We start from the raw sequence: 20,137 nt of genomic DNA on the forward strand, positions 1-20,137 counted from the left end.
CGGATGGATCAAGGCTATCGCGAACGTCCGGCGGCCCACGAGACGGGGCCTTATCTCGAGCCGCTGCGAATTCTTATTCGTGGGGCACTGGCGCCGCTTCCATGGTGGCTTTCAGAATTCCTCCTGTTCGGGCTGAAACAGGCCTGGGCCTGCCTGTTCGCAGCGACCATGCTAGCGCTGCTGCTCGTCACCAAAGTCATCTGGCAACCGGGCTGGCCGGTCCATCGCTACGATTTCCTCTTCCTCGCTGCCCTGACAATCCAGATCTTATTCCTGCGCTTCAGGATGGAAAGCTGGGACGAAGCCAGAGTTATTCTCGTCTACCACGTCACAGGAACCGTGATGGAAATATTCAAGGTCCGTATGGGGTCATGGGCCTATCCGGAAACATCACTTCTTCAGATCGGTGGCGTGCCGTTGTTTTCCGGCTTCATGTATGCCGCGGTCGGCTCCTTCATGGCCCGCACGATCCGCATCTTCGACATGCGCTTCAGCCACTATCCGCCAATGTGGCAGACCGGCTTTCTGGCAATCGCCATTTACGCCAATTTCTTCAGCCATCATTTTCTGCCGGACATCCGGTATCTTCTGTTTGCGGCGACCGTGATCGTGTTCTGGCGGGTGAACATCCATTTCACCACCGACAAGACAACTTTGCGGATGCCGCTAGTGCTTGCAGCGTTTCTCTCCTCGACCTTCCTGTGGCTTGCCGAGAATATCGGAACGCTGACGGGCACTTGGATCTATCCGACACAGAAGACTTGGCACGTCGTATCGTTCGGCAAGCTCGGGTCTTGGTATCTGCTTCTCTATGTGAGCTTTGTGCTGGTGACGCTGGTGGTGAAGCCGCGGCCGCCCGAATCTGAGAAAGAGCGGCATGACCTCTAGTTGTCCAGTAACCTTCCGTTAACTGTTCGAATCTAATTTTGCCCGCGGTATACCTCTCGACGAGACCGGATTTCGGGCCATGTTGCTTCCTACCCAGCAGACTTATGGGCTTGCCGCGACCAATATGATGCAGTCGATGCTCGACAGCATCGAGGAGCAACGCAAGAAGGACGAAGAGCAGCGGACCGGCAAGAAGAGCGACCCGGTTACCGAAGCCCGTATCAGCGCCAGCGAAGACGCCCGGCGCGCCCGTGACAAGATCACCTCCGCCCTTTTCGGCGTCACCAAGACAGACCCCAATGAACTGAAGATCGAACTCGTCGACCGCCTGGCTGTCAAGCTCGGCATCGATACCGACGAAGCGCGCTCGTCCTACAAGCTCGGAAGAGCGCTGGAAGACGCGCTGAAAGAGATGATGCCGGACGAGATCGGCGAACTCGTCGAAGATCTCGGCCTCGAAGACATCGGCATCTCGATGGACACGCTGCTCTCGGCGATCAAGAACCCTTACGGCGACGACAACCAGCGCCTGATGGACGGCCTCAACCGGAAGGCCAATGGCGGCAAGCTCGACACGGAAGTCCAGCGCGTCGTGCAGCGGCTCGAGGATGTCGCCGATCCGAAGACGCTCGAAGAGCTGAAGCTCGGTCCGCAGGGCTACGATCCGACCCGTGTCGAAGATGCCGAAACGCGCGCCGAGCGCCAGGCCGACATCGAGGCGGCCGAAGCCGGTAAGAAACTCGAAGACATCCAGAAAATCCAGGATGTCATCGAAAAGAAGAACGACAAGGCGAATGCCGAACCGGCTGCCGATGGCGCGACCGACACGGCATCCGTGGACGATACAGCGCTACTGGCCCTGTTTGCCGCAGCCGCTGAACAGGCCGCCGGTTCCGATACCGGCGACGCTGCCGACAGCCTCGTTTCCGACGATAGCTCCAGCAAGGACGAAGCCTCCGACGCCGTGCTGGCGGAAAACGAAGCGCCGACCAATGAAATGGCGGCGAAAGCGATCGAAGAGCTCGCAGCCGAGAACGCCGACCAATCCTATGCCGACATTGTGCCGGTGCATATGGACGAGATCGGCATCTATGAATTGTTGAAGAAGAAGTTGGCTGCGTGACAGTGCAATAACCCCCAGCCCCACCCCCATCTGCATCGGAATGGATCATTTTCGCTGAGCTGCCAGCGGAAGGCGGAGCCCGTTAGCGAGTTGTTAACCTTTTTGCCCCACAGTCATATCTGTGTATCGGCACTGGCGACGCCATGAGGCGTTCCGGTCGCAACGCCGCTCGTTGCGAAAAGACAAGAACCCGTTCAGCCGAGCTGTCCTATCGTCTCTATCAGACATTGGAGCGGACGATGCTGCCCCCGGTTCGTACCAGTTCATTCGTCGACTATCAGACACCGTCGCAACAACCGATGCTGCGCCAGCGGATCGACATGGCCAATACCGCGGCGAATAGCGGGTTGATCGGTTCCTCGCCGATGTCGGCAGGCCGGCTGGATATCCTTTCGCTTTCGGCGCAGCTCCAGCTCGCCCAGGGTTTTTCCATCTTCGCCGAAACCATCGGCAGGCTGATCAAGGTCCCACGCCGCGAAGGCGAGGCATTGTCGGATTATGCCCAACGCCTTTCCGAGGCGGTCAAGGCGATGAACCCGGCCGAAAAGGTGGCCCTCGAGCGCACGCTCAACCAGCTCGTCAAAGGCATTTCGCTGCGCCTGCTCACTGAAATCCTCAACAATCCGGCAGGTCCCGAAGCCGCCCGCGTCGCCATACAGCTGGAGACCGCGCAGCTGCTCGAGCGCGACCTCGTGGCAAAGGCCGTCGTCAGCTCCTACCGGCAGAATGCCGGGGCGGAACAGGTGCCGAGCACCTTGCCGCAGCCGGCAAATGCTGCGCCATCAGCACCCGGCCAGGCTTCGGTGCCCGCGCCCACGCCAGAGGCCAAGGGCCAAGCCGCGCAACCCGGCGCCGAAACTGCGATCGACGGAGCGTCGCCTGAGGTTATGGCCTCGAATGCGGATACCCAGGACCCGGATGTACCGCGTGTTTCGACGGCAACGTCCAGCACCACTCCAGATCCGACCATGCTTTCGGCGGAAGCCGAGGCCCTGCCGACGCCAACCGACAACAATGCATCTCAGATGAGCGTCGAGAACGATCTCGACGCGGCATCCGTGTCGGTATCCGCGCAGGGAGCGGTCGAGCTCCCGGAGAGCGAGATGCCGGAAATTGCAGCCGCTCGTGCCGACGAGACAACGGAGAACCCATCCCCGGCGCGCCCGGACGACGGCCGGCAAACCGCAAGCGCCGCCGCCGGCGATCGGCGCATGTCTCAACCCGTGTTTTACGATGGTCCGGCCCTGGCCCGGCTTTCCCAGCGCGGCCTCGAACAGCAAAACGGCGTTCGCGGGCCGAACGCTGAGAAGATGGCGAATGGGGCGACGACCGTATGGCTCGCGGAAGTGCTTGCCGAGGCCACCAGCGAACTTCTCGAGGGCCTGCCGGTTGCGGCAAGGCAATTGCCGGAACAGCAGGCGCTGCAGCAACTGACCGACAAGGAGCTTTTCGGAAAATCCGCCATGCAGGCGAACGAGGCAGCGAGTGCCGCCGCGGCGAAATCCGTGCCGCCGGCCACCGATGAGCCGGCCAGCACCGGGTTAACGGGCAGCACGACCGGTCCTTCCGCGAACGCAAGCAGCCAGGCCACGGCCGCGACGGAACTCGCCGAACAGCTCGCTCTCCCGATCGCCATGCCGCATGCCTTTCGCGAAGGTGTTGCCCTGCCCTACGTCGCCTATCCGCCGGAAGAGCGCGAGCGGGACCCCGAGGAGCGCAAGACCAAGGCGATTTCGGAGACCGACGAAGACGGCGAACAGCAGCATTCGGCCGGCGAGCAGGCGTTCGGCGAAGAACACCCGGACGACGACCCCGCCCAGGACGACGAGAGCGACGGCGCTTCGAAGGAAGCCGTCGAAGATGCAGACCGGGCCAACGACCTCTACTGGCGCATGGCCGGCTGGACGTAAATTCAATCCATAAACTGCGCATGAAAAAACCGCCGGACTTGCATCCGGCGGTTTTTGATTCTCAGAGAAGCTTCGATTACTCGTTGCTGCCGCGATTCTTCAGAGCGGCACCGAGGATGTCGCCGAGCGAAGCGCCGCTGTCGGACGAACCGAACTGAGCAACTGCTTCCTTCTCTTCTGCGATCTCGAGAGCCTTGATCGACAGCATGACCTTGCGGTCCTTCTTGGAGAAGTTGACGACGCGGGCATCGAAGACCTGGCCAACCGAGAAACGCTCCGGACGCTGATCGTCACGATCGCGTGCCAGGTCGTTGCGGCGGATGAACGAGGTGATGTCTTCGTGGTTGACGAGACGAACCTCTACACCACCGTCGTTGACGGCGATGACTTCGCACGAGACGACGGCATTCTTGCGAAGTTCGCCGGAAGCGGCGGCTTCACCGACCGAGTCCTTGCCGAGCTGCTTGATGCCGAGCGAGATGCGCTCCTTGTCGACGTCCACATCGAGAACGACAGCCTTGACGACGTCGCCCTTGTTGAACTCCTCGATGACCTGTTCGCCCGGACGGTTCCAGTCGAGGTCGGAGAGGTGGACCATGCCGTCAACATCGCCTTCGAGGCCGATGAACAGGCCGAATTCGGTCTTGTTCTTGACTTCGCCTTCGACTTCAGTGCCGGCCGGATGTGAGTAGGCAAATGCCTGCCACGGATTTTCGAGCGTCTGCTTCAGGCCAAGCGAGATACGGCGCTTGGACGGATCGACTTCGAGAACGACCACGTCAACATCCTGCGTCGTGGACAGGATCTTGCCGGGATGAACGTTCTTCTTTGTCCAGGACATTTCAGAAATGTGGATGAGGCCTTCGATGCCCGGCTCCAGCTCGACGAATGCACCGTAGTCGGTGATGTTCGTGACCGTACCGGAAATCTTCTTGCCGACCGGATACTTGGCGGCAATGCCATCCCACGGATCCGACTCGAGCTGCTTCATGCCGAGCGAGATGCGGTGGGTTTCCTGGTTGATGCGGATGATCTGTACCTTGACCTGCTGGCCGATGGACAGGATTTCCGACGGATGGTTCACACGGCGCCATGCCATGTCGGTGACGTGCAGGAGGCCGTCGATGCCGCCGAGGTCAACGAACGCACCGTAATCGGTGATGTTCTTGACGACGCCGTCAACAACCTGGCCTTCTTCGAGGTTCTGAACGATTTCAGAACGCTGCTCGGCGCGGGACTCTTCGAGAACCGTGCGGCGCGAAACAACGATGTTGCCGCGGCGCTTGTCCATCTTGAGGATTTCGAAGGGCTGCGGGTTGTGCATGAGCGGGGTGACGTCGCGGATCGGACGGATGTCGACCTGGCTGCGCGGCAGGAAGGCAACGGCGCCGTCGAGATCGACGGTGAAGCCACCCTTGACCTGGTTGAAGATGACGCCTTCAACGCGCTCGCCAGCTTCGAACTTGAGTTCGAGCTTGACCCAGCTCTCTTCGCGGCGAGCCTTCTCGCGCGACAGAACTGCTTCGCCCAGCGCGTTTTCGATGCGCTCGACGTAAACTTCGACTTCGTCGCCGACCTTCAGCGAACCGTCCTTGCCCTTGGCGCCGAATTCCTTGAGCGCGATGCGGCCTTCGACCTTGAGGCCGACGTCAACGACTGCCATGTCCTTTTCGATCGCGGTGACGCGACCCTTGGTGACGTAGCCTTCAGCCAGATCGTTGGTAGCGAAGGATTCTTCGAGGAGGGCTGCGAAGTCCTCCCGCGTGGGGTTAGATACTGCCATGAAATCTCCTGAGGTACCCGATACGGGCCCATACAGCGCCGGTGGTTCGTGTTGCACATGCCCAATGTTCAGGTCCGCCTCCCTCATCGGAATGATCCGGGGGAGGCAATCCGGCGCGGGGACCGAACCTCGGGCTATTCTATTCTAATTCGATTGTCTCTTCAGGGCGGCGTCGATGATGGTCTTCGCTGCCCGAAACGCGGCCTCTATACTCATTTCCGAGGTATCAAGCAAGTGCGCATCGTCGGCGGGCTTCAGAGGACTGTCGGACCGGCCCATGTCGCGTTCATCGCGTTTCTCCACGTCGGCGAAGATCGCACCGTAATCCGCCTCGCCGCCCTTGCCGACGATCTCGTCGTAACGGCGCCTTGCCCTCACATCCGCCGACGCGGTGACATAGAGCTTCACCGGCGCATCGGGACAGACGACTGTGCCGATATCACGGCCGTCGAGCACCGTTCCGGGCCGCCTCAGGGAAAAGGCACGCTGCGCCTCGACCAGAGCCCGGCGGACCGACGGCATGACCGCGATTTTCGAGGCCGCCTCGCCGATCGCATGGGCGGACAGTATATCGCGATCGAGCCCGGCAAGTTCGACCTCACCCGCCATCTTCCCGGCGACCTCCTCATCATCGAGCGGCAGGCCGGCATCGAGAAGCGCCTTGGCGGTGGCGCGATAGGTCAGCCCGGTGTCGAGGTGGTGAAAACCGTAGGCGTCGGCAATTTGCCGCGAGAGCGTGCCCTTGCCGGCGGCTGCGGGACCGTCGATGGCGATGACGATTGCTGGCTTGGACGTCAAACTCATGCTTCCCGAATCGCCCCGGATGTGACCAGCAGACCGAGCGGATGGGCACGGATCAGCGCATGCTGAGTTCCGAAATCCTCTTCGCGAAAATGCGGCGGCTGGTACATGTTTTTCAACCTCTTGTCATTCCCGACCGGAGAGACGGCGAGGCCGGCCCTTTGCGGCGGGAATTTCTCGTCGTGACTAACATAAAGCCTTCGACCGGTCACCGCTTTCGCTCTTATGCGGTCCATGAAAAGTTTGTCTTTGACATCAAAGAGCGCAGGCCTTATGGGGACCGGCTTAGATTTTCACCCTATAAAGCCGCGATACAAGCGGCGCGCCGAACTATTCGGCCATCCCATGAGGCTCTGACTGTGGCAAAAGCGGAACTCGGAACCAAGCGAACCGACCCCGATACCGGCAAGAAATTCTACGACCTGAACCGCGATCCGGTCGTTTCTCCCTATTCCGGCAAATCCTGGCCGCTGTCCTTCTTCGAGGAGCACAGCGCCGCCAAGAAGATGGAACAGGCCGAGGAAGAAGACGTCCAGGAAGTCGATACCGAAAATCCGGAAGTCGAACTCGTCTCGCTCGAAGAGGGCGACGAGGCAGCCAGCGGCGACGATATCCCGGATATCGGCGATGACGACGATGTCGATATCGGCGATGACGACGACGATACCTTCCTGGAAGCCGACGAAGATGAAGACGACGACGACATGTCCGGCATCATCGGCGTGACCGGCGACGACGACGAAGTCTGATCCGATACCCAAGTTAACGCCCGGCAATTCAATAAAAATTGCCGGGCGCACAAAATACGGCTTGCACTCTCCGTAAACCGGAAGTAATAAGCCGCCACTCCAACGGGGCAGCGCTCAACAAGCGTCCTGCGGGAGTTCCCAGGACCGGAAAATACCGGACCACCCTGATGGGGCTATAGCTCAGCTGGGAGAGCGCTTGCATGGCATGCAAGAGGTCAGCGGTTCGATCCCGCTTAGCTCCACCAAATCTTTTCGCAACTAAATTGCGTTTAGTTCTACGCTGGAAGCGGTCCGGTTCCCTACTCATTCGGTTTTGGTGAAATAGTGATTCACTATAGCTCAAGCTTCTGATCCACTTTAGAATACGATTCCTTGAAGATTCAGCAGCTTGCGTATATATCTTAAAATGCGCTCGGGAGCCTGACATTTATGGCGTCGAGACTACGGTCTCGCCCGGCGTCTACTTTCTTTCCAGATTCGGCCTAAAGCGCTCTCGCGGGTGATGAACAATACCGTGACCCGCCACGGATCCGTCAGACTTGGCCCGAATACGTGGCCGGATGATCTTCGCTAACTCGCTATCTTTTGTCGAGTAAGCTCGATGGATAGCGCCGGCCGCGAAGTCAGCTAGCTGGATGCCAATCGAATGGCACGAGTCCTGAAGAAAAAGACCCTCAATGAGCCGGCTATATCCAGAGACCGTGTTCCCCGGTTTTGCAATCAGCGTATCGTGGTGTGCCCGAAACAGCCTATCATCATCTCTCCCCCGGTGATCTGCGATGATAATACCCACACTCTTGTGGTCCTGAAGGAAGTATTGAAAGCGCTCAGTCAGCGGCTTGTAGGCGAAATGATAGAGTTCTCGCTGGTTGCTTACGGAAGCATACTCAAAGGCGGCACCGATGTCTGTCACGCAGGCGATAATGGTGAGCGGGCTCTTGGAGACAATATCCGCGAGCTCAAGACTCAAAGCCTTCCTCTCCTCTGCGCTTTTCCGAGCATCGGGTTTTCTGCTGAGGAGTTGTGAGGCGAGAAGTACCGCCATTTCAGTTCACCACGAAGCCTGTGCCGTGTTGAAAAGCCCCGAATTACCTTTGCGATGTTTTGCCAATCCTCGTCTCGAATGACTACCGCGCCTAGAGTAAAATACGGCTGGTTAGGATTTGGCTTGGATGGCGGAGTCCCACTTTCATCGATAAAGCAAAGGTGCATATGAGACTCTTCGCGATTTGAATCGCTATATCTTGGAGCCTCGGAAGATTCGAGTCCAGACTATTCGGTTTCATGAGAATCCCCAGTTCGCTCCAACACATCTCATCCAAACCATAGAGCTTGGCTCCCACGATTGCTCAGAATGAACATCAGAGCGACCATGAGCACCTCCTGTTCCTGCGAGACAGGCGGAAGCGGATAAAGTTCGGCAATCATAGTCCGATGACGTTCACATCGCATCACATCCCTTTGCCCGGCAGGCCTCCGCTCAAGGAGGCCTTCGCTCAGGCAGCCTTACTCAGCGCCTGGCTGCGGCGGCGGTCGAGCCAGGCTGCGCCTTGCAGCGCGGCCAGGATGATGATCACGCCGATCACCACCCTCACCTCCGGCACCTCGCCAAAGAAGACGTAGCCGGTGACGGTGACGAAAACGATCGAGAGGTAACCGACGGGCGCGAGCACGCTGGCATCGGCGATCCGATAGGCGCGCAGGAAACAATATTGCCCGAGCTGGGCGAGGAAGCCGATGCCGAGCAGCGGGATCCAGTCGAAGGGCATGACCGGCTTCCAGGTGAAGACGGCCGGCACGGCGGTGATGACCGCGAGGCCGACCGTGTAGAAGACCATCATCACGGTAGTGTTCTCGTCCTTCAACGCCCGGGTCTGGATGATCGCCAGCGAACCAAAGACGACCGAAACCAGGACCACAAGCACCTCGATATCGAAGTTCGACGTGCCGGGCGCCATGACGATCAGCACGCCGATGAAGGCAAGGCCGGCGCCGAGCCAGCGGATGCGGCTCACCGTCTCGCCGAGCATCGCGACCGCCATGGCCATGGTGATCAGCGGCCGGGAAAAACCGACCGCATTGACCATCGCGAGCGGCAGCATCGTGATGGCGAGAAAATTGCTGGTCAGCGCCACCGCATTGCAGGAAATGCGAAAAATGTTGCGCCACGGATGCTTGACCCGACGCATCTCGGCGCGATGTCGCCAGATCAGCGGCAGGATGAACAGGAGCCCGATCATCGCCCGGATGAAGACGAGCTGGAAGGCCGGATAGGTCGACCCTTGCGCCTTCACCAGCGCCGTCATGCCGCCGGAGACCAGCGTCATGTCGAGAAGCAGCCAGCCGATGCCTATGCGGGCGTTCGAAGCCCGCTCCCGGTCCGTTTCGGGGACTGCCTCCGTGCTCACGCCGGCTGTACGAGGTTCGCCATCAGCCGGAAGGCGCCGGGCACGAGCTTGTCGAGCTGGTGATGCAGCACGAGGCTGGTATGGGTGTGTCGTCCCTTGCCGATGGCAGCGGAGATCAGCGCGCCCTTGAGCGGCTGTTCGTTGGCATCGTGCATGGCGAGCAGCGGCTCATAGGCATCATCCCAGCGGGAGACGAAATAGAGGCCGCGTTCCTTGTCCCATCCCAGCCAGTCTTCCGGGCCGATGATGTTCGGTTCCTTGAGCAGAACATGGTCCGGCGCAAGCACGGTGACTTCGGCCCTCGGATCGGTCACCCGCCAGCGCAGCGACGGCGAGCCGATCTCGATGCGGCGGACCGGGGTCTCGTTCGGATCCCAGCCATCGCTCGGCCGGTGATACAGGGTCACGAGGTGGCCGCCCTCTTCGACGAAGCGGTGCAGGCGCTCGGTCGCAGCGGCGAGGTCCTTGCGGGTGCCGAAGGCGAAGATACCGACGACGATCGTGGTGAAGCGCGACAGATCATCCGACAACGCCTGGGCGTCGAGTTCGGCGACATCGAGGCCCATGCGGGAGAGCCACATGCCGACGCGGTCGGCACCGCCGCCGGCATAACCGATACGGGCGCCTTCCGGCAGTTTCAGATCGACCGACAGGATTTTTAGCGCGGCCGGGGCACGGAAACTGGTGCCGCCGATATGCCGGTAGGCGATCGACGTGACCTGGAAGGCCGGATCACCGTCGATCTGAGGCTCGAGCTCGACGAGGCCGGGTTTGACCGCATCGGTCGGAGAGGCGATCCAGCCACCATCGGTCTTCTTCATTGCCCAGCCGGCGGGCGTCTTGAAGGAGACCGGCGCATTGGGGCCGGAGAGATTGGCCTTGATCGGCCATTCCGTCTGCTTGGTACCGAGCGGCACGAGCAACGCATCCGGAAGCAGGGGCAGCGACTGGGCAGGCGTTACCGCAAAAGGCTCTTCGAGATCGAAAGCGGCGGTGGCAATCCGCCCGCCGATCTCGGCCGAAACCTCCATATGCGCATGGCCGTTGCCGCCGAGCGCCGACCATGCAGGCAGATAAAGGCTCGAAAGCGGTGCATCCGCTGCCGCGGTCAACGACAGCACGCCGTCGCCTGCAAGCGACTGAACGGAAGACGAGACACCCGCCGGCAGGACGGAGCGGATACCCACCCAATGATCCGACGCGCCTTCACCGAGCTCCACGGTGAGGGTGGCGGAACCACCGGGTGAGATGACCGAGGGATCGGCATAGGCGCGTTCGAAGATCGCAGCCGCCTCGATGATCGCGGCATCGATTTCCCGCTGCTTGCGGGCGATCCGATGACCATGCAGTTCCTGGAAACGCGGGGTCGCGGTGGTCGCAACCGTATCCAGCCAGCCGGCGACTTCGGTGAGCGCCTCGATGATCGCATCGCGGTCCGGGAAGGCTGCGACGGCCGCGGAAATGGCGGCGTCGGCGGACCGCAGAGCTTCCGCAATATTGGCGGTCAGGTCAGGCATATCGGCAAGCACTGCGAGCGATGCGGGCAGATTTTCCAGAACGGATCGCTCGGCATGTAAGCCCGTGGCGGAGAGCTTCAGGTGCAGCTGCCAGTCCTTCTCCGGACGTTTCGGCCAATGACCCATGCCCTGGGAGGCATGGTAATAACGCGACCATTCGCCGATCCGGTCATAGTCCGCGCCGGTGGCCGGATCGCGGCCCTCGGCCACAACCGTCACCGTGGTGTCCGGCGGCGGCACTTCGTCGTCATAGGTGTCGCCGCCGCCGGACCAGGCCGGCAGGTAATATTTGGCGACCTTCCAGGGTTTCAGGCCCTCGGTGAAATGTTCCGGATAGGCATTGGGGTCGGCTGCGAGCGTGATCGCCGTCTCGGCGGCGCGGGTCATGGCGCGGTGGTGGCCGTGCTGGCCGGGGACGTCGAGGAAGGTCGGGATGACGATATCCGGGCGTTCCATGCGGTAGGCGCGTACCAGGCGCTCGACCGTGCGGGCCTCGCCCCAGCGGGTGAAGGTCGCGTCGCCATCCTTGGAGAAGCCGAAATCGTGGACCGGGTCGGTGGGGCCGTGGCCGAGCCAGGAGACGTCGCCGTCGATTACGCGGGCCGCCTCTTCCAGCTCGCGGGAGCGTATCACGCCGAGCGGGCCGAGACGTTCGGGGCCGAGCGCGTTCTGGCCCCCCTCGCCGCGTGTCGAGCAGGCGATGATGACGCGCATGCCGAGGCCGAGGCGAAACCAGGCGAGCATACCGTTCTGCTCGTCGTCGGGATGGGCTCCGGTGTTCATCATCGTGACCGTCGACTTCAGCCGCGAAAGCTTCCGATGGAGCCGGACGAGCGAGGGATCGGCCATTTGCCGTTCGATGCGTTCGCGGGCGGTCAGCATGAAAACTCTCCTCAATATGTCATGCGGGAATATCGGCAAGCGCGGCAAGCGAGGTTTCAAGCTTGGGCGTCACCATGTCGAAAAGCGGAAGGGCGGCTGCGCCGAGCGCCGCCGTCAATTGCCCCGTCTGGCCGCGCAGCACGCGGGGCAGATCGCGCTGTCTGCGGCTCGCGACCGAGGTCGGCAGGTTGCCCATGCGGGCGACGATGTCCTCGATAATGGCATCCGGCAGCGCGCCGCCGAGAATGACGGTCTGCGGATCGAGGATGTTTTCCAGCATGGCGACCATTGGGCCGAGATAGGTCGCCGCCTCGTCGATCCATTCCTCGACGACCGGGTGGCGATCCGCGTGCAGCGTCTCGAGATCGGAAAACTCGGTGTCGGAAATACCGACGCAGCTCAGCTTTTCCTTCAGCACATAGGCCGACACATAACCTTCCAGGCAGCCGAGCTGGCCGCAGGAGGGGCAGGGCCTGCCCTTCGGCACGACGGTGACGTGGCCTATTTCGCCGGCATTGCCGAAGGCGCCGCGATAGGGCGCGCCGTCCTGGATGATGCCGAGGCCGATGCCGACGCCGAAATAGATCATGCAGAAATTGGAGATAGCGAGGCCCGCGCCGAACAGCCGCTCGCCAACGGCCGCCGCCGTCGCGTCGTTTTCGACGATCACCGCATGGCCGCAGGCCTCGCTGAGCGCCTGGGCGGCATCGAGTCCCGCCCAGCCCGGCAGCGTCGTCGGGCCGACCGAGGTCATGCCGTCGATCTCGAACGGACCGGGCATGACGACGCCGGTGCCGAGCAGCTTTGCGCCGACCAGTTCCGTGACCGCGGCAAGCTCGGCTGCGAAAGCGGGCAGGATATGCCCCGGAGTAGTGTCCTTCAGCGGCGTGATGCGCTTTGCCCTGAGCCCGCCGGACAGATCGAGCGCCACCGTCACCATATGGTCGGCGGCGATCTCGACGCCGATGGTGGCGCCGCCTTCGGGATTGACCGCAAACTGGATGGGCGGCTGGCCGCGGCCGGATTTCAGCCGGCCCATTTCCATCAGCAGCCCCTCGCCTGCCAGGTCGTCGACGATGTTGGCGACGGCCTGGGGCGTCAGATGGGTGAGCTTGGCGATATGGGCGCGGCCGAGCGAACCGTGGCGGCGCACCACATCCAGCACGACGCGGCGGTTGTGTTCACGGCTGCGTTCAGGGTTCTTGCCGATAGCCACCGGGTGTGTGCCGATCGTGTGTATGGTCATCTTGCCCACCTTCGGTTGGCAGAATTCATAACGCCGGGAAACCGCATCCGGCAATAGAATAATTCAAGTAAATTATCTTATTGACAAAAGACCGCACTCAGGAAACCGTAAGGGCAGGGCTGGGGCAAAGCGCCGCAGCACGTCAAAGGGAGGCTCGCCTCCCGAAAACCAATAAACGCGTCGGGCTGCGGTCGCATCCGAATGCAGGGAACAATCAGTCCCCAAGACCGGAGCACCCGGCGGGGCAAATGGAGGCTCACATGCGCAAGGCAACTTTGTTCGCCGGTCTCGTCGCCGGTTTCAGCACATTCGCATTCAATGCCGCGCAGGCGGTCGAAATCGAATACTGGCAGTATGTCTTCGAGACGCGTGTGAAGGCGATGGACCAGCTGATCACCGAGTTCCAGAAGGCCAATCCGGGCATCACGGTCAAGCAGGTCACCTTTCCCTATGCCGACTACCAGACGCGTGTGATCGCCGCCAACATGGCCGGCAACGGTCCCGACGTGATGCAGCTGTTCTACGGCTGGCTCGACAAGTTCGTCGCCGGCGGCCTCCTCGCCCCGCTGCCGAAGGATGCCTTCCCGCATGCCAAGATCGAAAGCGACTTCTTCCCGATCGTCAAGGCCATGAAGCGTGGCGACGATTATTACGGCCTGCCGACCGCCGTGCGCTCGCTCGCCCTGTTCTACAACAAGAAGCTCTTCACCGAGGCCGGCCTCGACCCGAACAGCCCGCCGAAGACGCTCGACGAATATGTCGCCGCCGCGCAGAAGATCGCCAAGCGCGACGCTTCGGGAAACCTCCTCGTCGAAGGTTCGACGCTCGACATGGGCGGCCAGGACCACCAGTGGTGGCGTGAGGTGCTGATCCGCCAGTTCGGCGGCGTTCCCTATACCGACAACGACCAGAAGGTCGCCTATAACAGCGAAGCGGGCGTCAAGGCCCTGAAGTTCTACACCAGCCTGCAGCTCGAAAAGAAGATCGGCGCGGCCGGCTTCATGGACGAAGGCCAGGCGGCGTTCCGCGGCGGCAAGGCCGGCATGACCATCGACGGCACCTTCCGCCTCGGCGCCTTCAAGAGCATCAAGGACTTCGAATGGGGCGTCACCGAGCTGCCGGCCAATGCACAAGGCGTTCGCTCCAACTATGCCAGCTATTTCGCCAACGGCATCAGCGCCAAGGCGAAGGGCGAGGAGCTCGAAGCGTCCAAGAAGTTCCTGGCCTACATCACCTCTCCGGCCGCCATGGAGATCTGGCTGAAGACCGTCGGCGAGCTGCCGGCGCTCCGCTCGGCTGCGCTGACCGAGGCCAACCTGAAGGACCCGATCTACGCACCGTTCCTGAAGGGCCTGGAATACGCGCACACCACCCTGTTCATGGATGAGCAGGCCCAACGCCAGAACGCCATCGACATGGCAAACCGCGTGCTGCTGCAGGGTCAGTCCGTCGAGGACTCGATCAAGCAGGCGGCCGCAGCCGAGCAGGAAATCATCGACGCGGCCAAGCCGTAAGGTCCGGAGCCGGTCATGGCAGCGATTGAACAGCAGGGGGCGGCGTCCGGCCGCCCCGGCGGATCCCCAGGGACATCCTTCGGCGACCGCTTTTCCATGCGGACGCGGCGCCTCGTCTGGGTCTGGAGTTTCCTTGCCCTGCCGATCCTCTTCTACGCGATCATCCGCTTTTATCCGACGTTCCAGGCCTTCTATCTGTCGTTCACCAACTGGGACCTGCTGCGGCCGGCGAAATTCATCGGGTTCGCCAACTATATCAAGCTCTTCAAGGACCCGCAGTTCTGGAAGGTGTTCAAGAACACGTTCACCTACCTGATCGTCGGCACGCCGATCAGTCTGGTTGTCGCCTTCACGATCGCCTTCTTTCTCGATCGCGTCCGCTTCATGCACAGTTTCATCCGGGCGCTGTATTTCCTGCCGTTCCTGACCACCGCCGCGGCGATGGCCTGGGTCTGGCGCTGGTTCTATCAGCCGCCGCCGATCGGCATCATCAACGACGTGTTCGGCATGCTCGGCATTCCGCAGCAGCCGTTCATCCGCTCGACCGACCAGGCGCTGTTCTCGATCATGGTGACGGCTATCTGGGCCGGCCTCGGCTTCCAGATCATCATCTTCATGGCGGGCCTGCGCGCCATTCCGGGCACGTTTTACGAAGCCGCGCGGATCGACGGGCTCGGCGAATGGGCTATCCTTCGCAAGATCACCCTACCGCTCCTCAAACCCACCACCGTCTTCCTCGTGGTGTTCTCCTCGATCGGCTTCCTGCGCATCTTCGACCAGGTCTACAACATGACCACCAACGATCCCGGCGGGCCGCTCGGATCGACCAAGCCGCTGGTTCTGATGATCTACCAGACCGCGTTCAACTCCTATGCGATGGGTTACGCGGCGGCGCAGACGGTGGTTCTCTTCACCATCCTGCTGATCGTTTCGCTGCTGCAGCTCTGGATCCTGAGGGAAAAGAAATGAGCGAAGCCACTCGCCTCAGCCACGGCAAGGTTCGCCCCGGCCTGATCGTCACCTGGACGGTGCTGTTCATCGGCGGCCTTATCATGGTCTCGCCGCTCGCCTTCATGTTCTCGACATCGCTGAAGACCGCCGACCAGATCTACGACCTGCGCCTCATTCCCGCGGCGCCGACGCTTGCGAACTATATCGCGGTGCTCGCCGACGGGCGGTTCATGCGCTGGTTCTTCAATTCGACGCTGATCGCCGTTCTCGTCACCGTGTCGAACTGCTTCTTCGACAGCCTTGTCGGCTATACGCTCGCCAAATTCGAGTTCCGCGGCCGTTATTTCATCTTCCTCGCGATCCTTTCGACCCTGATGATCCCGACCGAGATGCTGGTCATCCCGTGGTACCTGATGTCGAGCCAGCTCGGCTGGCTGGACAGCTACTGGGGCATCATGTTTCCCGGCATGATGACGGCCTTCGGCACCTTCCTGATGAAGCAGTTCTTCGAAACCGTGCCGAACGACTTCATCGAGGCGGCGCGCGTCGACGGGCTCAACGAATTCCAGATCTGGTGGAAAGTGGCGCTGCCCTTGGTGACGCCGGCGCTGTCGGCGCTCGCGATCTTCACCTTCCTCGGCAACTGGACAGCGTTCTTCTGGCCGCTGATCGTCACCACCAGCAAGGAGCTCTACACGCTGCCGGTCGGGCTTTCGAGCTTCGCGGTCGAGCAGTCCATCCAGTGGGAAATGATCATGACGGGGGCTGCGATCGCCACCCTTCCCACCCTTCTCGTCTTCCTCGTCCTGCAGCGCTACATCGTCCGCGGTGTAATGCTGGCGGGCCTAAAGGGATAATGCAAGGATAAACCCATGGCGGACATCAACCCGCGCCTTTCCGACACCAGCATCTTCCCCGATCCGGTCTACAAGGAAACCGTGCTCCGGCCGCTCTTTGACGGCGCCAAGAGCCATCATGTAGACGGGTTCCGCAGGATCGACCGCGCGCATCTCGTGATGCTGGTCGAGACCGGCATCCTTGACGCGGAAATCGCGTCCAAGATCGCCGGCGCATTGGAGGTAATCGACACGGAAATCGATCCGTCGACGCTCGTCTATACCGGTGAGGTCGAGGACTTCTTCTTCCTGATCGAGAAGGAGCTGAAGGCCCGCATCGGCGTCGATATCGCCGGGCGCCTGCATACCGCCCGCTCGCGCAACGACATCGACCACACGCTCTTCAAGCTCGGCCTGAAGGACAAGATCGACGCGCTGATGGGCAAGGCTAGGCTGCTGCTGGCCACGATGATCGATGCTGCCGAGCGCGAAAAGGCGACGCTGATCGTTGCCTATACCCACGGCCAGCCGGCCCAGCCGACCACGTTCGGACACTATCTCTCGGCTGCGATCGAAGTGCTTGTCCGCGATATCGAGCGTTTCGCCGAGGCTCGGAAAATCGTCGACCTGTCGCCGATGGGGGCTGCCGCGATCACCACGTCGGGCTTCCCGATCGACCGCGCCAGGGTCGCGGAGCTGCTCGGCTTCTCTGCGCCGCTGCGCAATTCCTATAGCTGCATCGCAGCCGTCGACTATACGACCTCCACCTATTCGGCGATCGAGCTGATGTTCCTGCATCTCGGCCGCCTGATCCAGGACTTCCAGTTCTGGACGAGCTTCGAAGTGGGGCAGATCTACGTGCCGAACGCGCTGGTGCAGATCTCCTCGATCATGCCGCAGAAGCGCAATCCGGTGCCGATCGAACACCTGCGCCATCTCGCCAGCCAGACGATGGGCCGCGCCCGCACCGTGCTCGACGTGATGCACAATACGCCCTTCACCGACATGAACGACAGCGAAGGCGAGACGCAAGGCATGGGCTACGAGGCCTTCGCCTCGGCAAGCCGCGTGCTCGACCTGCTCGCCGCCCTGATCAGCCAGATCAGCATCGACCCGGAGCGCGTCGACCAGAACATTCGCCGGTCCTGCATCACCATTACCGAGCTTGCCGACTCGCTGGTGCGCATCGAAGGCCTGTCGTTCCGGGAGGCGCACGAGATTGCCGCAGCGACGGCGAGAAGCGTCGTTGCAGCCAAGGGCGATCTGCCCAACGACGGCTACGACCCCTTCCTCAAGGCCTTCGAGCATTCGGCGGGTCGCAAGCCTTCCGTCGATCTCCAGAAGTTCAAGGAGATCGTTTCGCCCGAACATTTCGTCGCCGTGCGCGCCCGTTTCGGCGGTCCCGCGCCTGAGCCTATGCAGGCCGCAATTGCCGCCTATCGCGACAAGCTGGCCGCCTTCGAAGCCGAAGCCAAAAAGGCTGCGGACCATGAGGCGAAGGCAGCCGCCGAACTGAACCAGAAATTCACCGCCCTGACGGGAGCCCGCTGATGGCGACGATCGAACTGACAAAACTGGTGAAGCGCTACGGCAAGGTCGAGGCCGTCAAGGGCATCGACCTGCATATCGCCGACGGCGAATTCGTCGTCTTCGTCGGCCCATCCGGCTGCGGCAAATCGACGACGCTCAGGATGATCGCAGGGCTGGAGGAAATCTCCGGCGGCACGCTGAAGATCGGTTCGGAAGTGGTCAACGAGCGCGAGCCGAAGCAGCGCAACATCGCCATGGTCTTCCAAAACTATGCGATCTATCCGCATATGACCGTGCGCCAGAACATCGGTTTCGGGCTATATACCTCGAAGCTCGACAAGGTCGAGAAGGACAAGCGGATCGAGGAAGCCGGCAAGATCCTCGGCCTCGAAGCCCTGCTCGACCGCCGGCCGGCCGCGCTTTCCGGTGGCCAGCGCCAGCGTGTCGCGATCGGCCGCGCCATGGTGCGCGATCCCTCCGCCTTCCTGTTCGACGAGCCCCTTTCGAACCTCGACGCCCAGCTTCGTGCGCAGATGCGCATCGAGATCAAGCGGCTGCATCAAAAGCTGAAGACCACCACCGTCTACGTCACCCACGACCAGATCGAGGCGATGACCATGGCCGACCGTATCGTGGTGATGAAGGACGGCGTGATCCTGCAGGTCGGGACGCCATCGGAACTTTACGACAGCCCGGTCGACGTGTTCACCGCCCGCTTCATCGGCAGTCCGTCGATGAACCTCGTGCGCGGCCGTCGCACCGCTTCGGGCGCGGCCATGGCGCCGGTCGGCGATATCCTGATCGGCGTGCGCCCGCATGACCTGATCGCCCACGCCACCGTTACCGGCGGCAGCGGCTTCACGGTGACCGGAACGGTCTCCGCCGTCGAGCCGTTGGGCCCGGAAACGCTGGTGCATCTGGACGTGGCCGACACATCGATCATCGCGACCGTGCGCGAAAAATTCGTGCCTACCGTCGGAAGCACGCTCATCTGCGAAGCCGCGCCGGGCGACGTCTACCTCTTCGATGCCAGCACAGAGAGATTTCTGGGCCGTTCATGATGACGCATGCAGAGAAAAGATCCGCTGTGCTCAGCATCGGGCGGATCTATTGCGACCTGATTTTCACGGGCCTCGGCCACCTGCCGGTGCTCGGCCGTGAGATTTATGCCAGCGGCATGGAGATCGCGGCCGGCGGCGGCGCCTTCATCGCGGCCGCCCATCTTGCCCATGCGGGCCGCAAGGTGGCTCTCGCGGCGCGGCTCGGCACGGATTCGCTGTCGGCCGGGGTCGAAGAGCAAATCCGGGACAGCGGCGTCGACCTGCGTTTCATCGAACATGCGCAAGATGCCGGACCGCAGGTGACGGTCGCGGCCGTCGTCGGCCAGGACCGCGCCTTCCTCACCCGCCGCGCCGGCCCTGCCCTGCCCGCCACACTCGATGCAGCGCTCGACTGGGACGAAGCCCGCCACCTGCATATCGCCGAATATGCGACGCTGCACGAGATCCCGGACCTCGTTTTCCGCGCCAAGGAAAAGGGCCTGACCGTTTCGCTGGATCCGAGCTGGGATGCGACGCTGATCTATGACCGCGGCCTGTTGCAAGCCTGCGAGGGCGTCGATCTCTTCCTTCCCAATCTGGAAGAGGCGGAAGCGATTACCGGTTCGGCCGATCCGGAAGCCGCGCTCGCCAAGCTGTCGCCGGCCTTTCCGCTGGTCCTCCTGAAGGGTGGTGCCAAGGGCGCCTGGGCGATGTCGAACGGCCGGATGCTGCATGCGCCGGCGGAGACCGTGCCGGTGATCGACACGACCGGCGCCGGCGACGCCTTTAATGCCGGCTTCATCGATGCCTGGCTGAACGAGGCATCGGATGAAGCCTGCCTCAAGGCAGGCATCCGGTTCGGCAGCCGCGCCGTCCAGGCGGCCGGCGGTGCCAAGCTGCTCGCGAGCGGCGACTAAGCAATTCCAGGAAAAGTGCGCAGCGGTTTTCCTGGAATTGCG

The 20,137-nt window shown here is 61.9% G+C and carries 17 protein-coding genes, 1 tRNA gene and 1 pseudogene; 11 read left to right on the forward strand and 8 right to left on the reverse strand.

Annotation, left to right across the window (positions count from 1 at the left end; all coding sequences use genetic code 11):
* Window positions 1-3: 3 nt before the first annotated feature.
* The 3 genes from C5L10_RS05620 to C5L10_RS05630 all read left to right on the forward strand — a co-directional run bounded on the left by C5L10_RS05620 (window position 4) and on the right by C5L10_RS05630 (window position 3,921).
* Entirely contained in the window at window positions 4-888 is an 885-nt protein-coding gene (locus C5L10_RS05620; protein ID WP_105428837.1) for a DUF817 domain-containing protein, read from the forward strand.
* Window positions 889-967: 79 nt separating this feature from the next.
* Window positions 968-2,011 (forward strand): hypothetical protein, encoded by a 1,044-nt coding sequence (locus C5L10_RS05625; protein ID WP_105428838.1) that lies wholly within the window; start codon window positions 968-970, stop codon window positions 2,009-2,011.
* 239 nt (window positions 2,012-2,250) lie between these two features.
* Complete coding sequence (locus tag C5L10_RS05630; RefSeq protein WP_172716919.1) at window positions 2,251-3,921, forward strand: hypothetical protein; 1,671 nt, start codon at window positions 2,251-2,253, stop codon at window positions 3,919-3,921.
* 76 nt (window positions 3,922-3,997) lie between these two features.
* Here C5L10_RS05630 and rpsA read toward each other — a convergent pair whose 3' ends face one another.
* The 3 genes and pseudogenes from rpsA to C5L10_RS05645 form a co-directional block, all read right to left on the reverse strand.
* A complete protein-coding gene (gene rpsA, locus C5L10_RS05635) occupies window positions 3,998-5,704 on the reverse strand; it encodes a 30S ribosomal protein S1 (protein ID WP_046602871.1) in 1,707 nt (568 codons plus the stop codon).
* 144 nt (window positions 5,705-5,848) lie between these two features.
* Window positions 5,849-6,508, reverse strand: coding sequence for a (d)CMP kinase (cmk, locus tag C5L10_RS05640; protein WP_105428840.1), 660 nt, complete (start codon window positions 6,506-6,508; stop codon window positions 5,849-5,851).
* Between the two features lie 11 nt (window positions 6,509-6,519).
* Window positions 6,520-6,615: pseudogene (locus C5L10_RS05645) on the reverse strand (FMN-binding negative transcriptional regulator); the annotation flags it as partial.
* Window positions 6,616-6,864: 249 nt separating this feature from the next.
* On the opposite strand from C5L10_RS05645, the gene C5L10_RS05650 reads away from it, so the two are divergent.
* Both C5L10_RS05650 and C5L10_RS05655 read left to right on the forward strand, forming a co-directional pair.
* Window positions 6,865-7,254: a TIGR02300 family protein gene (locus C5L10_RS05650; protein ID WP_037080075.1), complete on the forward strand. Its 390-nt coding sequence runs from the start codon at window positions 6,865-6,867 to the stop codon at window positions 7,252-7,254.
* 169 nt (window positions 7,255-7,423) lie between these two features.
* Window positions 7,424-7,499: transfer RNA gene (locus tag C5L10_RS05655), tRNA-Ala, on the forward strand.
* Between the two features lie 215 nt (window positions 7,500-7,714).
* Here C5L10_RS05655 and C5L10_RS05660 read toward each other — a convergent pair.
* The 5 genes from C5L10_RS05660 to C5L10_RS05680 all read right to left on the reverse strand — a co-directional run bounded on the left by C5L10_RS05660 (window position 7,715) and on the right by C5L10_RS05680 (window position 13,307).
* A complete protein-coding gene (locus C5L10_RS05660; RefSeq protein WP_105428841.1) occupies window positions 7,715-8,299 on the reverse strand; it encodes a DUF3800 domain-containing protein in 585 nt (194 codons plus the stop codon).
* Window positions 8,221-8,466 (reverse strand): DUF3800 domain-containing protein, encoded by a 246-nt coding sequence (locus tag C5L10_RS34870; RefSeq protein ID WP_105428842.1) that lies wholly within the window; start codon window positions 8,464-8,466, stop codon window positions 8,221-8,223. The genes C5L10_RS05660 and C5L10_RS34870 overlap by 79 nt, the downstream gene beginning before the upstream one ends.
* 284 nt (window positions 8,467-8,750) lie before the next feature.
* The gene (locus tag C5L10_RS05670) at window positions 8,751-9,662 is read right to left on the reverse strand and encodes a DMT family transporter (protein ID WP_105428843.1); all 912 of its coding nucleotides are present in this window, start codon (window positions 9,660-9,662) and stop codon (window positions 8,751-8,753) included.
* Window positions 9,659-12,061, reverse strand: coding sequence for a PIG-L family deacetylase (locus C5L10_RS05675; protein ID WP_105428844.1), 2,403 nt, complete (start codon window positions 12,059-12,061; stop codon window positions 9,659-9,661). Before C5L10_RS05675 ends, C5L10_RS05670 begins: the two co-directional genes overlap by 4 nt.
* A gap of 19 nt (window positions 12,062-12,080) precedes the next feature.
* Window positions 12,081-13,307: an ROK family protein gene (locus C5L10_RS05680; RefSeq protein WP_046637945.1), complete on the reverse strand. Its 1,227-nt coding sequence runs from the start codon at window positions 13,305-13,307 to the stop codon at window positions 12,081-12,083.
* Window positions 13,308-13,555: 248 nt separating this feature from the next.
* Between C5L10_RS05680 and C5L10_RS05685 the strand changes: the two genes are divergently transcribed.
* The 6 genes from C5L10_RS05685 to C5L10_RS05710 are packed head-to-tail and all read left to right on the forward strand — an operon-like array spanning window position 13,556 to window position 20,095.
* Window positions 13,556-14,821 (forward strand): extracellular solute-binding protein, encoded by a 1,266-nt coding sequence (locus C5L10_RS05685; protein WP_105428845.1) that lies wholly within the window; start codon window positions 13,556-13,558, stop codon window positions 14,819-14,821.
* Window positions 14,822-14,836: 15 nt separating this feature from the next.
* On the forward strand, window positions 14,837-15,790 hold the full coding sequence (locus C5L10_RS05690) for a carbohydrate ABC transporter permease (RefSeq protein ID WP_105416957.1): 954 nt from the start codon (window positions 14,837-14,839) through the stop codon (window positions 15,788-15,790).
* Complete coding sequence (locus tag C5L10_RS05695) at window positions 15,787-16,629, forward strand: carbohydrate ABC transporter permease (protein WP_046637871.1); 843 nt, start codon at window positions 15,787-15,789, stop codon at window positions 16,627-16,629. The genes C5L10_RS05690 and C5L10_RS05695 overlap by 4 nt, the downstream gene beginning before the upstream one ends.
* Before the next feature lie 15 nt (window positions 16,630-16,644).
* A complete protein-coding gene (gene argH, locus C5L10_RS05700; RefSeq protein WP_105428846.1) occupies window positions 16,645-18,159 on the forward strand; it encodes an argininosuccinate lyase in 1,515 nt (504 codons plus the stop codon).
* Window positions 18,159-19,199: an ABC transporter ATP-binding protein gene (locus C5L10_RS05705; protein WP_105428847.1), complete on the forward strand. Its 1,041-nt coding sequence runs from the start codon at window positions 18,159-18,161 to the stop codon at window positions 19,197-19,199. The genes argH and C5L10_RS05705 overlap by 1 nt, the downstream gene beginning before the upstream one ends.
* Entirely contained in the window at window positions 19,196-20,095 is a 900-nt protein-coding gene (locus tag C5L10_RS05710; protein WP_105428848.1) for a carbohydrate kinase family protein, read from the forward strand. The genes C5L10_RS05705 and C5L10_RS05710 overlap by 4 nt, the downstream gene beginning before the upstream one ends.
* Window positions 20,096-20,137 lie beyond the last annotated feature (42 nt).

Source organism: Neorhizobium sp. T6_25 (assembly GCF_002968555.1).
In the GTDB taxonomy this organism is placed as follows: Bacteria; Pseudomonadota; Alphaproteobacteria; order Rhizobiales; family Rhizobiaceae; genus Neorhizobium.

Excerpts from the sequence above, each read along its gene's own strand:
- C5L10_RS05620 (WP_105428837.1), top strand. The coding sequence starts at position 4 with ATGGATCAAGGCTATCGCGAACGTCCGGCGGCCCACGAGACGGGGCCT.
- C5L10_RS05625 (WP_105428838.1), top strand. The coding sequence starts at position 968 with ATGTTGCTTCCTACCCAGCAGACTTATGGGCTTGCCGCGACCAATATG.
- C5L10_RS05630 (WP_172716919.1), top strand. The coding sequence starts at position 2,251 with ATGCTGCCCCCGGTTCGTACCAGTTCATTCGTCGACTATCAGACACCG.
- rpsA (WP_046602871.1), bottom strand. The coding sequence starts at position 5,704 with ATGGCAGTATCTAACCCCACGCGGGAGGACTTCGCAGCCCTCCTCGAA.
- cmk (WP_105428840.1), bottom strand. The coding sequence starts at position 6,508 with ATGAGTTTGACGTCCAAGCCAGCAATCGTCATCGCCATCGACGGTCCC.
- C5L10_RS05660 (WP_105428841.1), bottom strand. The coding sequence starts at position 8,299 with ATGGCGGTACTTCTCGCCTCACAACTCCTCAGCAGAAAACCCGATGCT.
- C5L10_RS34870 (WP_105428842.1), bottom strand. The coding sequence starts at position 8,466 with ATGCACCTTTGCTTTATCGATGAAAGTGGGACTCCGCCATCCAAGCCA.
- C5L10_RS05675 (WP_105428844.1), bottom strand. The coding sequence starts at position 12,061 with ATGCTGACCGCCCGCGAACGCATCGAACGGCAAATGGCCGATCCCTCG.
- C5L10_RS05680 (WP_046637945.1), bottom strand. The coding sequence starts at position 13,307 with ATGACCATACACACGATCGGCACACACCCGGTGGCTATCGGCAAGAAC.
- C5L10_RS05685 (WP_105428845.1), top strand. The coding sequence starts at position 13,556 with ATGGAGGCTCACATGCGCAAGGCAACTTTGTTCGCCGGTCTCGTCGCC.
- C5L10_RS05690 (WP_105416957.1), top strand. The coding sequence starts at position 14,837 with ATGGCAGCGATTGAACAGCAGGGGGCGGCGTCCGGCCGCCCCGGCGGA.
- C5L10_RS05695 (WP_046637871.1), top strand. The coding sequence starts at position 15,787 with ATGAGCGAAGCCACTCGCCTCAGCCACGGCAAGGTTCGCCCCGGCCTG.
- argH (WP_105428846.1), top strand. The coding sequence starts at position 16,645 with ATGGCGGACATCAACCCGCGCCTTTCCGACACCAGCATCTTCCCCGAT.
- C5L10_RS05705 (WP_105428847.1), top strand. The coding sequence starts at position 18,159 with ATGGCGACGATCGAACTGACAAAACTGGTGAAGCGCTACGGCAAGGTC.
- C5L10_RS05710 (WP_105428848.1), top strand. The coding sequence starts at position 19,196 with ATGATGACGCATGCAGAGAAAAGATCCGCTGTGCTCAGCATCGGGCGG.